Source organism: Pantoea sp. SGAir0215 (assembly GCF_043543215.1).
Genome location: NZ_CP028031.1, coordinates 2,029,360 through 2,042,739, shown reverse-complemented (window position 1 = coordinate 2,042,739; position 13,380 = coordinate 2,029,360). Strand labels below are relative to the sequence as shown.

General features: G+C 55.5%; 10 protein-coding genes. 1 reads left to right on the top strand and 9 read right to left on the bottom strand.

All coding sequences use genetic code 11. The features are described 5' to 3' along the window. Window positions 1-58 precede the first annotated feature (58 nt). Genes mukB through cmoM form a run of 4 tightly spaced genes read right to left on the bottom strand, consistent with a single transcriptional unit; the run spans window position 59 to window position 7,338 of the window. The gene (gene mukB, locus C1N64_RS09605) at window positions 59-4,525 is read right to left on the bottom strand and encodes a chromosome partition protein MukB (protein WP_033737631.1); all 4,467 of its coding nucleotides are present in this window, start codon (window positions 4,523-4,525) and stop codon (window positions 59-61) included. After that, the gene (mukE, locus tag C1N64_RS09600) at window positions 4,522-5,247 is read right to left on the bottom strand and encodes a chromosome partition protein MukE (RefSeq protein ID WP_006118636.1); all 726 of its coding nucleotides are present in this window, start codon (window positions 5,245-5,247) and stop codon (window positions 4,522-4,524) included. Before mukE ends, mukB begins: the two co-directional genes overlap by 4 nt. Further along, window positions 5,228-6,550, bottom strand: coding sequence for a chromosome partition protein MukF (gene mukF, locus C1N64_RS09595; protein ID WP_033737632.1), 1,323 nt, complete (start codon window positions 6,548-6,550; stop codon window positions 5,228-5,230). The genes mukE and mukF overlap by 20 nt, the downstream gene beginning before the upstream one ends. Beyond that, window positions 6,547-7,338 carry a tRNA uridine 5-oxyacetic acid(34) methyltransferase CmoM gene (gene cmoM, locus C1N64_RS09590; RefSeq protein WP_033737633.1) on the bottom strand — a complete coding sequence of 264 codons (792 nt, stop codon included), beginning with the start codon at window positions 7,336-7,338 and terminating at the stop codon, window positions 6,547-6,549. Before cmoM ends, mukF begins: the two co-directional genes overlap by 4 nt. Before the next feature lie 125 nt (window positions 7,339-7,463). Between cmoM and elyC the strand changes: the two genes are divergently transcribed. Then, the gene (gene elyC / locus C1N64_RS09585; RefSeq protein WP_394515452.1) at window positions 7,464-8,249 is read left to right on the top strand and encodes an envelope biogenesis factor ElyC; all 786 of its coding nucleotides are present in this window, start codon (window positions 7,464-7,466) and stop codon (window positions 8,247-8,249) included. Between the two features lie 99 nt (window positions 8,250-8,348). On the opposite strand, the gene kdsB is transcribed toward elyC, so the two are convergent. From kdsB to msbA, 5 genes are all read right to left on the bottom strand, one after another. Continuing rightward, on the bottom strand, window positions 8,349-9,098 hold the full coding sequence (gene kdsB, locus C1N64_RS09580; RefSeq protein ID WP_394515451.1) for a 3-deoxy-manno-octulosonate cytidylyltransferase: 750 nt from the start codon (window positions 9,096-9,098) through the stop codon (window positions 8,349-8,351). After that, window positions 9,095-9,277 carry a Trm112 family protein gene (locus C1N64_RS09575; protein WP_006118631.1) on the bottom strand — a complete coding sequence of 61 codons (183 nt, stop codon included), beginning with the start codon at window positions 9,275-9,277 and terminating at the stop codon, window positions 9,095-9,097. Before C1N64_RS09575 ends, kdsB begins: the two co-directional genes overlap by 4 nt. An 84-nt stretch (window positions 9,278-9,361) precedes the next feature. Further along, window positions 9,362-10,579: a winged helix-turn-helix domain-containing protein gene (locus tag C1N64_RS09570; RefSeq protein WP_033737636.1), complete on the bottom strand. Its 1,218-nt coding sequence runs from the start codon at window positions 10,577-10,579 to the stop codon at window positions 9,362-9,364. Window positions 10,580-10,600: 21 nt separating this feature from the next. Beyond that, window positions 10,601-11,602: a tetraacyldisaccharide 4'-kinase gene (lpxK, locus tag C1N64_RS09565; RefSeq protein WP_367143188.1), complete on the bottom strand. Its 1,002-nt coding sequence runs from the start codon at window positions 11,600-11,602 to the stop codon at window positions 10,601-10,603. Further along, entirely contained in the window at window positions 11,599-13,347 is a 1,749-nt protein-coding gene (gene msbA / locus C1N64_RS09560; RefSeq protein WP_367143189.1) for a lipid A ABC transporter ATP-binding protein/permease MsbA, read from the bottom strand. The genes lpxK and msbA overlap by 4 nt, the downstream gene beginning before the upstream one ends. Window positions 13,348-13,380 lie beyond the last annotated feature (33 nt).

The following is a 13,380-nucleotide window of genomic DNA, read 5'->3' as shown; positions in this document are numbered from 1 at the left end:
AATGCCGTTACCAGATTAACCAATGGCGCTGTTTTTGACTATCCTTGCCGCACGAATATTATGTCGTCGTTTCACTGGCCGAATCGGCTTCACTGCCGCGTTTGGCAGGCAGCGGATCGGCGGCGAAACCCCGTAATCCCACGACATGAACGTGTTCGGTGTTGTTAAACACTTTACGCATCAGTTTGTAGGTCGTGCCCTTCTCAGGACTGATGTTCTCAGGTGCAGCGATGACCAGTTGCATCTCCAGGCGCTCACAGAGTTCAAACAGCGTGGCGATTGAACGCGCATCCAGACGGGCGGCTTCATCCAGGAACAGCAAGCGGCAGGGTGAGATATCTTTCCCACGCAGACGGCGTGATTCCTCTTCCCAGCTCTGCACGACCATGACCAGGATCGACATACCGGTACCAATCGCTTCACCGGTAGAGAGCGCACCACTTTCTGCACGCAGCCAGCCATCGGAGCCACGATTCACCTCGACTTCCATCTCCAGGTAGTTACGGTAATCCAGCAGTTCTTCACCAATTGTCTGTGGCGTGCGCTGTCCCATATCAATCTGTGGATTGAGGCGTTGATACAGTTTTGCCAGCGCTTCCGAGAAGGTCAGTCGGTTGCTGTTAAACAGATCCTGATGCTGTTCATGCTCTTCGGACAAGGTATCGAGCAGCATCGCGTGTGTTTCCCGCACGTTCACGTTGAGCCGCACGCTGCGTACCTGTCCAAAGCTGACGGTCTGTAACCCCTGGTTCAGCTGGCGAATACGGTTCTGTTCACGCTGAATCGTTTTGCGAATAATGTTCGCCACGCTGCGTGAACTGATGGCCAGCGTTTGCTCGCGGGCGGTCAGCTCTTCCGTCAGACGGTTCAGCTCGATTTCCATCTGTTCGATGGCTTCAACCGGATCGTCGGTGCGGATAATGTCCTGACGGATACGTTCGCGCAGATGCTGATACACGGCGATAAAGAACTGAATTTTACGCTCTGGTCGTTTGGGATCTTCCGACAGGCGCAGCACATCGCGCAGGTGTTCGTTATCCGCCACCGCCAGGCGCAGTGCACCGAGTGCCTTATCCGACATTGAACGCAGCTCATCTGCGCTCAGGTAAGCCAGTTCCCGACGATGCAGACGCCGCTCCACGCCATTGTCCTTCACCAGACGCAGCACCATGCACCAGCCTGCTTTGGCACTGACCACCTGTTCGCGGACCTGATGATAGTTGCGCTCAAGCTGGCGCAGTTTCTTCTGCAGATTGTCCATTTCGGCTTCGCAGAAGGTGAGCTGTTTCTCCAGTTGGTTACGGCGGGCACGATTGTGACTGAGCGCGGTATACAGCTCGTCACGGCGGATACGGGCGCGTTCTTCCGCGCTGGCATCGGCCTGCACACCGATATCCTGCATCTCCTGCTGCAACTCTTTCAGCATGTCGCGTTTGGCGTCATAAGCGCTTTTCAGCGATGCCAGCACCTGAGAATACTGGGTCAGCTGCGACTGATGGGCACGCAGGCGCTCACGGCAGCGGCTGCGCTCCGCTTCCGCCTGCTCCAGACGCTGGCGCAGCTTATCACTCAGATCGGTGTTGCCACCGAGCATACTGGCCGAGTCGTCATAGCTGAAGTGGGCGCGACGCTGTACCACCTCGGTCAGCGCAAAAGCCTGCTGACGCGCGCGCTGCTGCTGCTGCTGTGCATGCTGGTAATCTGCCTGCAACTGGTCGTGCTGTTCCGGATCGCTCTGCAGCACCGCCAGCATCGGTTCAAGTTTGGCCAGCTTCGCCCCATGCTGATGGAGGAAGCGTGCGGCTTCCTGCGCGTCTTCCACCTGCTCACGGATCTCTTCACAACGGTCTGCCAGCGTGTCGTCCAGTAACAGATTCACGCGCGGCAACAGGCGGTTAAGCTGCGCAACGCCCTCTTTGGCCAGGTCAAACTGCTGACGTTGCTGCTGATTGTTGCTTTCATGCTGGTTGAGCGCACGTTCCAGCTCACCCCGACGGGCGCCGAGCTGACGAATCTGCGCTTCGGGATCGTCATCAAAGGCGACCGCCAGATGGCTACCGATAAAACGGCTGAATGACTGATGAAGCCGCTGCGTCTTTTGAACGTCAAACGACAGGGTGGCATACCGTTCCGCCAGACGATCGCGTTCGTTATTGAGCAACTCCAGCTGGTTTTCGCGTGCCGCCCGGCCGAAAAGCGGGATTTTAGGGAAGCGGGAATAGCGCCACTGGCGCTCGGCCACCTTGACCACGACGGCATTTTGTAACTCGTCGACGCTGAACACGCTGTCATCAAAGGATTGCGGATCGCCCTCGATCAAATAGAGATCTTCCGGGCACTCTTCCAGGCCATCCAGTTGCTCACGCACCAGCGAAAGATCGGGCACCACAATGGCGTGACGTGACGGGCCGTACAGGGCGGAGAAGTAAGGCGCATCGTCGAGCGTGACATCGTCATAAATCTCAGACAGCAGCACACCGCCAAAGCGTTCGGCCAGCTGGTTCAGTCGCGGATCTTCCGCACCGCCCGGCTGGCTCAAGCGCTCAATCTGCTGCTCAATTTCACGTTTCCTTGCGGCCACTTCATCACGTTCAACAGTGGTTTCACGTTCCCGCTCCAGCAGCTGCTGCATGTATTCCGTAACGTCCTGGCTGCTGGTCAACGCCTGACCGGTTTGCTCGCTGAGCTGCGTCAGGATTTCTTGCGCAGCCAGCCAGTGCGGCGCACGCGCGGTCAACGTTGCGATGCGCTGACGGAGCTGTTCCAGCTCCTGACGCATCAACATACGCTGTTCGCCCGCATCGGCAACGCTGCTGTTCAGCTGCTCGATTTGGGCTTCCAGTTCACGCTGCAATCCTTCCAGCGCATCAGGCTCATATTGCTGCCCCTGACGCTTGCAGAATTCCGCCAGCAGACGTTCTGCTTCCTGCTGCTCGCGCAGGCGCTGTTCAAGTTCGCTCAGACGCAGGCGCAGTGAAGCAAGCTGATCGGCGTGGTGACGCTGATTGCTGGCATCACGCAGGAGATCGCGCCCGACTTGCCAGGCCTCTTTACGGCTGACCTCACCGGCAATGCTGGTCACCAGCGATAAGGCCTGTTCAAACTGACTGTGCGCCGCTTCGGCCACACTCAGTTTCTGCTCCAGGCGCAACAACTGCCCGGTTGCTTCTTCTTCTTTGGCCTGGAAGCTGGCCTGCCATTCCGCCGCGTTGTCAATGTTCAGCTCAGGCAATTCACACAGCGAACGCGCACGTTCCAGAGCCTGTAACGCCTGCTGATACTGAATGGCACGGGTTTGCTGCACGTCCAGCGCCTGCTGAAAATCGGCCAGCTGACTTTTCAGCTCATCCACTTCCAGTTCGGCCGCTTCAGCACGGGCTTCATTTTCTTCCTGGATTTCACGCGCTTCGGCCACGACTTCACTCTGTTCTTCCAGGCGAAGTGTCAGATCCTCTATATCACTGTCATAACGGGTAATCTTTTCCTGCTGGCGCATTGCCGTCTGCACCAGATTCAGGTGATCGCTGGCCGCCTGATAATCAATTTCAAGATCGTTCTCTGCCCCGCTGTGTTCAGCCAGCTCTCGTGCCATTTCCACGTGGCGATACTGCTCCGACGCCAGCTGCTTGCGGCTGGTGAACAGTTCATTGCGCAGCTGTAGTGCGCTATCCAGGTGGATGCGTCGTTCGTTGGCATGACGCATATAGTCGGCCGATACATAGCTGGTGGCTTCAGAAATCAGGTGCTTAAACAGATCGCGATCAGACTGGGTTACGCGGATCGCTTCCAGCGTCATACGGTTTTCGCGCAGCGCAGCTTCCATGTCCTGGAACGCTTTACGCACGCCACTGTTTTCAGGCAACAGATAATCGCGCAGAGAACGGGTGATGGCGCTGGAGATACCGCCGTACAGAGAGGCTTCAATCAGGCGATAAAACTTACTGCGGTCGCTGGCGGTACGCAGACGACGCGGCACAATCCCCAGATCAAACATCATCGCGTGATAGTCCGTTACCGAGCTGTACTGCCGATACTGGACACCTTCCAGCGCCTCGACGCGTTCTTTGACCTCGTTAAGCGGTAACACGCGCGCCTGACGGCTGTTCAGAATTTCCGTGAGCATGTCCGTGGGCAGCGTATCCGTGGGCAGGCCATGGATACTAAAGGGCTTGATATCAACCTTTTTGTCACGTCCTGCCACCTGCTGTAACCGGACCCCGACCACCACACGTTGATGGCGTGAGTTCACTACGTCCAGCATCGCGTAGCAGACGCCTGCCCGCAGTTTACCGTGCAGGCCTTTATCGCGTGAGCCTGAGGTTGCGCCCGCTTCGGTGGTGTTACGGAAATGCAGCAGGGTTAAGTCAGGAATCAGCGCCGTGACAAAGGCCGCCATTGTGGTGGACTTACCTGCCCCGTTCCCGCCCGACAGCGTGGTGACCAGTTCATCCAGATCAAAGGTTCGGGCAAAAAACCCGTTCCAGTTGATCAGGGTTAGCGAACGAAATTTGCCGCGTTCAATCATGCCTGCTCTTCCTCCGCGATATCACCCGCATCGCTGTCATTCTCTTCACTGTCATCAGCCTCTGTGGCTGCCGTCGTGTTGTCCAGCAACATCGCTTCGCCATCGCGGATCAGGCGCAGTTGCGCTTCACGCGCATCATCACCGCTACGGACATCGGCACCAAAGCGGAAGACAGACTCGGTAATACGAAACTTGCTGCTGTCGTTGCCAAAAAACCACACCATGCCCAGACGGCGCAGGCGGCTTAAGGACGCACGCATTTTTTCCTGTAACTTAGCCCGATCGAGATCCGACCCGGTTGAACGCTGGTTAACCAGCTTTAGCAGCTTGCTTTCGTCCGCCAGGGACAGCAGTTCATCATAGAGTTCCTGTTGCGTGAAAATGCCTTCATTCGCCAGGCGTTCCGGGCTGAGATACAGATAGCAGAGGATTTTCCCGACCATCATGTCCAGTTCGGAAAGCACGGAACGGGGAATCAGCGTGGTTGAGCGTGGACGCAGATAGAAAAAGCCCTCTGGAGCACGAATCAGCTCAACGTTGTAGCGCGTGTAAAACTCTTCCAGATACTGCTGGTAATCCATCAGAAAAGCGTGGTTATCCAGCTCTTCAATGCCAATATGGCGACCGGCACGTAACTGGCTGTCCAGCGCCGGAAAAATCGGATTTGCCAGTGCCTGTGCCAGCTTAACCGGCATCACTTGTTCAATATTTGTCGATGACATGTGCCTGCACCTTGGCTCCGTAATCATTAATGGCTTGCCATTCCACAGGCAAACCGGCTAAATCGGCTTCCGCTACACCTAATCGCACCGCCTGGTCCACGACAATGCGCGCAAGGTCGAAGTGACGCGCGCGCGGGTACTGGGCCAGATAGTCGCGCATGACGGCGGCGAGGTTAAGCGGTTTTTGCTGCGTTTTATAAATCGTTAAGGCTTCTTCGATCATGGCCGCCAGCTGCTCGCGAATTTCATTAAATTCTTCGAACTCCAGTTCAGCAGGTAATTCGCCCATCACTTCGTCATTACGCAGCGTCAGCTCATCGTCACGCATATCGTAAAGACGTTCGGCATTGGCATAAGTCAGCGCCCAGGGTGAGTCAAAATAGTTCTGTACGGATACGCGCAGGCGCTGGGCAAAAACACGGTTTTTGTCCATGTCGATAGCGGTGCGGATAAATTTATGCACGTGGCGGTCATAACCAATCCACAGGTCAATGGCCTGCTGTCCCCAACTGGTGATGCGGTCGAGTTTACTTTGCAGATCGAACACCAGTTTATCGACGAAGCCCAAATCCGGGCTGTCCAGCGTCGCATCCTGAATACGCAGCAGATTTTCCTGGAGTTTGTCACCGGCCGCTTCCAGCGTATCCTGCAATTCACGCAGCGTACCGGAAGTTTCCGACAGTAACATTTCACAGCTTGAAATCGCGGCGCGCCAGTCTTTATTCAGTAGCTCCGCAATATCCGCTTTCACCGCCTGCTGCTGCTCATCCATCAGGCGTTGCGTCATATCAATGCTGTCGAAGATTTCGGCTACGGAGTATTTCAGCGGCGCGAATACGTTACGATGCCAGTGAAATTCATCGCCATTCTCCTGCGCCGCGTCGGCGGCACGCTTAAGTTCAGCGGCAACGATAGAAAGCTGCATGGAAAGCCGCAGCGTGGAGAACTCGCGCTGGCGGATATAGTAATCCGTGATGCCGATGGCCAGCGGCGTCAGACGATAAATTGCATTGCCTTCAGTTAATTCACTGGTGAAACGGTTCAACAGGCGCTGACGCACCATATCATTGATGGCGTTGTTGGCCCGCACCAGTACGGTTTCGCTGGTTTGTTCAAACGCTTTGCTGACATGACGAAACGCATCGACCAGGTCACCTTCACTCATTTCTCCGTCCATGCGCTCGCCATTCAGCGTGGCGATGGCCAGCAAAAAAGCCAGACGTTCAACGGGCAGCGCAAGGGAGAAATCGTTCTTGCGCGCCCAGGATACCAGCTCCGGTACCGTCTGGGAAAATTCACTCATAATTCGTCCTTCTGCCCGGGTTTGCGCGCGGTCACGTGGATGTAACGCCCTAAGCTTAAAAAGGGTTCCTGACGGCAAAAACGCCGCTCCATCTCAATGATTTCGTCGTCGCTTTTTGGCTCGCCTTTAGGCGGCTTCATATAGTCGCTGAACACCCGAATCCCGGCACGCTGTTCAATCTGGAAACCGCAGGCCTGTAACCAGCGTGACACATCGTCAGGATCGCGCGGATAGTCCGGTGACAGCGTGCGCTTCTTACGCTTGGTTAAGTTGGTACGAAGGTAACCAAAATTGCCCAGCGTCAGGGTGCGTAATGTTAACCCATGCAGGTTATAAAACATCAATGACAGCACGCCTCCCGGCCGCAATGTATCAAACAGGGCTTTCAGCACGGTTTCCGGTTCAGCGACCCATTCAAGCACAGCGTGAAACAATACCAGATCCACCGGCTTATCCAAATGTTCACCGACCTGCTGCGCGCTAATTTGTTTGAATTGCATGTTATGGCTCACACCCAGCGCATCCGCATTTTCCTGGGCACGGCGCAACATTTCACCTGAGAGGTCGCACAGCAGAATCTGATGGCCCCGCGCGGCCAGTCCACTGGAAATTTGCCCAATGCCACCGCCCGCATCCAGCACGTTCAGTGAGGGAGACGAGGACGTCAGGCTGGGAAGCAAGGCTTCAAGCTCATCCCAGACGATTGCCTGACGCACCCGGCCTTTGGTGGTGCCGTAAATATTTTGCGAAAATTTATCCGCGAGATCGTCAAAGTTACGATCCTGCATGGCATGGACTCCGGTATGCTGCGGTAAAACGTATGCTATTTTGTCACAGGTGCCGTAAGAATGAAGCTTTCATGCCCTTCTTCTGCTCTGGCTGCTGTTTTTTCGGACAACAAGAGGGATTTTACATGTTTTTTATGCTGAAAAAGGCATTTGGCAACCTGTTACTGCCCCTGCCTTTTCTGCTTCTTTTAATGGCTGTCGGTATTTTGCTGCTTTGGTTCAGCCGCTGGCAGAAAAGCGGTAAAATCTTTATCTCAGTGAGTTGGCTGATGTTATTACTGATAAGCCTACAGCCGGTCGCCGATCGCTTACTGTTGCCCGTCGAATCGCATTACCCGACGTGGAATGGGACTGAAAAAGTCGATTACATCGTGGTGTTAGGGGGCGGCTATACCTATAACCCGGCCTGGGCGCCCAGCTCGAACCTGCTGAACAACAGTTTGCCTCGCGTGACAGAAAGTGTGCGTCAGTGGCAGCGCCATCCGGATGCTACCCTGGTCTTTACCGGTGCGGCAGCAGGGCAAAATCCCAAAAGTAATGCCTGGGTCGCCGCACAGGTTGCCGAAAGCCTGGGCGTACCTTCATCGCACATTCGTCTGCTGGATCAGCCAAAAGATACCGCACAGGAGGCGCAGGCTGTCAGCACGCTCATCGGGCACCACCCTTTCCTGCTGATTACCTCAGCTAATCATATGCCGCGCGCGATGCGGTTTTTCACTCAGGCAGGACTCAAGCCGATTGCAGCGCCCGCCAATCAACTGGCGATTACTTCACCACTTAACTGGTGGGAGCGTTTTTATCCTTCCCCGCTGTGGATGAGTCACAGCGAACGCGCGATCTACGAAACGCTGGGGAGCGCATTGCAACGCTTCTCATCCGCCTCACCCTCTGCCGCACGATCTGATGGATAGACGCAAAGGCGCACATCCGTCATGGCGCAGGCTGAGTGGACCGGAACCCGGCGCCTCAGCCGCGTGCGCAGACGGTCATCTCACAAGAAGCGGAACAGGTCAGCGAAGCATCGCGGCGCGGACCCGGGTGAGATCCTCTGGCGTATCCACGCCAACGCCCGGAATCGTTTTTGCCACCGCAACGTGGATCTTTTCGCCATACCACAGCACGCGCAACTGCTCCAGCAGTTCGATCTGCTCAAGCGGACAGGGTTCCCAGCTGATATAGCGACGAATAAACCCGGCACGATAAGCATAAATGCCGATATGTCGCAGCAGCGTGTCACCGATCTGTTCCCGGGACTGCGCATAACGTTCACGCTCCCAGGGAATCGTCGCGCGTGAAAAATACAACGCGTAGCCTCTGGCATCCATGACCACCTTGACGGCGTTGGGATTGAACGCCTCTTCCGCATCCGTAATCGGCACCGCCAGCGTCGCCATGCCGGCGTCAGCCTGAGCCAGGTTGGTCGCCACCTGATGGACGATATCAGCGGGGATCATGGGTTCGTCGCCCTGAACATTGACGATGATCTGGTCATCCGCGAACTGATATTTTTCAATCACTTCTGCAAGGCGTTCCGTACCGGAATGATGGTCGGCGCGTGTCATACACACCTCGCCACCGGCAGCCTCGACAGCGCGGGCCACCTCAGGATGATCGGTCGCGACAATCACACGGCTGGCACCCGATTCCCGGGCGCGCTCCATCACATGCACCACCATTGGCTTGCCATGAATATCAACCAGGGGTTTACCCGGTAAACGGGTGGAAGCATAACGCGCAGGAATGATGGCAATAAAACTCATGGATGGATCTCTTCAACCGATAACGTACGGGCTTCGTTTTCCAGCAGTACCGGAATACCGTCACGCACAGGGAAAGCCAGCGCGTCGGGCTTGCAGATCAGCTCTTGCTGTTCTTTGTTAAAGTACAATTTGCCATTACAAACCGGGCAGGCAACGATTTCGAGTAAACGGTGATCCATATGTCCTCCATCTCGGACCGAGAGCGTAAGGACTAAAGCATATCACAGCGCTGATGAGAGCGGGTAAATCACACCCGCGCTGCATCAGGAATTGTTAAGCTGCCAGCGCGTTGGCCAGTGTGTCAGTAACGCCGAAGGCGCATTCTTTAGCAAAACCGTTTCGGCCCCCTGCCAACGGGCGAAGCGTTCAATAGCACGTTGCACGTCATTGAGAAAGGAAACGGTTACCGCGACGTCAGGTTCCAGCCAGATGTTGTTAATTTCCAGCAAGGCTGTTGAGCGCACCATCCGTGCATCCAGACGGGCTTTGAGTTGGCCCCGATGCAGCACCGGTAAGACAAAATAGCCATATTTACGTTTGGCCGCAGGCGTGTAACATTCAATGCGGTAGTCAAAGTCAAACAACGCAAGCGCACGTTTCCTGTCCCATACCAGCGGATCGAAAGGGGATAACAGCGTGGTATGTGTTGCGATCAACGGCGTGGCTAATGCGGCCTGAGCGTCCCGATGCAGCCACATCTCTCCCATGCCGTCGACCTCAACCGGCATGATTTCGCCGGCCGCCTGTGCCCATAAGATAAAGTCTTTAATGGGCGCGCGCTTTAGCCGGTAATAGTCTGCCAGCCACTCACGGCGAAAAATGCCCAGGCTGCGTGCGCTGTTCACTAACATCAGGCGGACAGCGTCATCCTCACTGATAGCATGCAGCGCATCCTGCCAGTCAGGCATGACACGTGAGCGTAAATCATAGACGCGCTGAAAATTATGGCGCGCTGACACCATTAGCTCCCCTGAACTGAACAGGTTTTCGAGATGCCGCTTGTGGGGTTTCCATGCCCACCATCCTGGCTTATGATTTTTTCCACTGGCGAAATCAGCCGATCTGACGGGCCCGTTGTCGCGTATATAGGTAAGTAGATCAGCGATTTCCTGCTGATGTTCCGTTGCCCAGTCTGCACTGTATTTCCAGCCCAGGCGCTCTGGCGACAGCATGCGGTGCCGCAGTAACCGGTAATCTGCGCGGGGAATAAAACAGGCTTCATGCGCCCAGTATTCGAAAATCTCCCCCTGCGCCAGCGACTCGTCCAGCCAGACGGGCGGATAGTCGCCTAAGCGACTGAATAAGACAAGATACGGACTGCGGGCCACCACATTGATGGTGTCGATTTGCAACAGCGACATGCGGCTAATGCAGGCTGAAATATCCTGAAAACGTGCCCGACGTTTCACCGGACGCAATAACCCCTGCGCCGCGAGCTGAATATTACGTGCCTGCTGTCGTGAAAGTGAATGCGTACCCATTCTCTTCCTTCTCAGTGGGAGTTAGTGCGGCTCCCGTGGTGAATACGTGCCACACAGGCGTTGTATATCGTCTAACAGTAGCGTCGCTGCCTCAGCCTGCAGATGGGCATCGACGGGAAGATACCACCATGAGGATTGCGCGAATGCGCGGCATTTAACGGCATCTTTCTCCGTCATCAACAGCGTTTGGCCGGGCGTGACCAGACGCGACAGTTCCTCTTCGCTGTAAGCATGATGATCGGCAAAGGCGATCTCCGCAACGGGCGTCAGACCGTGCTGTTTTAAGGTATGAAAAAAACGCGGCGGATGACCAATGCCGGCCATGGCGACGACATCGTGCAACGTGTTGAGCGGTCGTTGTTCACCGCTGAGCAGATGGGTTGCCATCCCCGCCTGCAGTTGCATGGCAATTTCGCCCTGCTGCGCTTCACCACCGTTAACGATCACCGCGTCTACCGTCTTAAGGCGGGATGCCCGTTCCCGCATGGGGCCGGCAGGTAACCACCAGCCGTTGCCAAAACGTCGCACGCCATCCACCACCACAATTTCCCGATCGCGCTGGAGCGCATAATGTTGCAGGCCATCATCAGTCACGATGAGATCCAGTGAATGATGTTGCAGAAGGGCTTCGATCGCCTCACGGCGTCGCGGTGCCACTGCCACGGGCGCAGCTGTGCGCTGCGCAATCAGCACCGGCTCGTCACCCGCCTGATCGGTGGCGGTTTCCACAGTGACACGCAGCGGATAGCGGTCTGCTTTCCCCCCGTAGCCGCGGGAAATCACACCTACCCGTAATCCTCGCTGCTGCAGGGCGTCAACCAGCCAGATGACCACGGGTGTTTTACCATTCCCGCCCGCGGTCAGATTCCCCACCACGACAACAGGCAAGGGCGCACGCCAGCTTTTACGCCAGCCACGCCGGAAACTGAGACGGATCAGCGCCGTGATGGCACCATAGAGCACACTGAGTGGCCACAGGACTAACCATAATGGCGATCGGCCACTCCAGATGCGCTCAATCATTGGCCGAACTGCATTTTATGGAGTTGAGCATAAGCACCTTTTTCCGCCAGCAGGTCGGCGTGCGTGCCGCGTTCGATGATATTGCCCTCTTCCACCACCACAATTTCATCCGCTTTTTCAATAGTAGAAAGGCGATGCGCGATCACCAGTGAGGTGCGGTTTTTCTGCAGCTCATCCAGAGCAGACTGGATAGCACGCTCGGACTCGGTGTCCAGCGCAGAGGTGGCTTCATCAAGAATCAGGATAGGACAGTCACGCAGCAGAGCGCGGGCGATGGCGATACGCTGGCGTTGACCGCCTGATAGCAGCACACCATTTTCCCCGATGATGGTATCCAGCCCCTTGTCCATTTTATTAATAAAGTCCATCGCGTGTGCCATCGTCGCCGCCTTTTCGATTTCCTCGCGGCTGTACTGTTCACTGCGCGCATAGGCAATGTTATTGGCAACGGTATCGTTGAACAGATGCACATTTTGCGACACAAGTGCGACCTGATTACGCAACGACGCTAAGGTGTATTCACGCAGGTCATGGCCATCCAGTAAAATCTCGCCCTGCTGAATATCATAAAAACGCGTCAGCAAACTGGCGATAGTCGATTTACCTGAGCCGGAGCGCCCGACTAAGGCAACGGTTTTTCCGGCAGGCAGCATCAGGTTAATGTTTTTCAACGCAGGTGTTTCACGGCCGGGATAGGTGAAGGTCACACCTCGGAATTCGACATCACCTTTTGCGCGCGTGATTTCACGCGTGCCGGTGTCGTTCTCCTGCTCACTGTCGAGAATGGAGAACAGCGTCTGACAGGCCGCCATACCACGCTGAAACTGCGCATTCACATTTGTCAGCGATTTCAGCGGACGCATCAGAGCGATCATAGATGAGAAGACCACCGTAATGGTCCCCGCAGTCAGCGTATCCATCACGCTGGGGAAACTGGCGGCGTACAGAACGAATGCCAGAGCCAGAGAAGCAATGAGCTGAATAACCGGATCGGAGATTGAAGAGGCTGAAACCAGCTTCATCCCCTGCTGACGCATGCGGTTACTGACCTTGGCAAAACGCTCGGATTCAATGTCCTGGCCACCAAAAATCAGCACTTCTTTGTGCCCTTTCAGCATCTGCTCGGCACTGGTCGTCACCTGTCCCATGGTGTTTTGCATCGATTTGCTGATGTTGCGGAAGCGCTTTGATACGGTACGAATCGCGAAGGATACGATTGGAGCCAGAACAATCAGAATCAACGACAACTGCCAGCTGTAATAAAACATCATGATAAACAGGCCAATTATCGAAGCGCCCTCACGCACCACGGTGACCAACGCCCCCGATGACGACGAGGCGACCTGTTCCGAATCGTAGGTGATGCGAGAGAGTAACGTACCCGTGGATTGCTGATCGAAGAACGCAACCGGCATGCCCATCATATGGCTGAACAGACGACGGCGCATATTCATCACCACATTGCCTGACACCCATGAGATGCAGTAGCTTGAGATATAGCTGCTTACGCCACGAACCAGCATCAAGCCGATGACTGCCAACGGCATCCACAGCATCACGGATCTGTCCGCTTTACCAAAGCCGTCATCCAGCAAAGGCTTCAACAGGGAGAGCATTAACGTATCGCCTGCGGCATTAATAATCAGGGCAGTAGCCGCCACAATTAAGCCAGCTTTGTTGGGTGCGATCATCGGCCAGAGTCGACGGAATGTCTGCCACGTTGAGAGATCTTTATCTTGATGCATTATTTATTCACGTTGTTGGAAATAGCCGGTCAT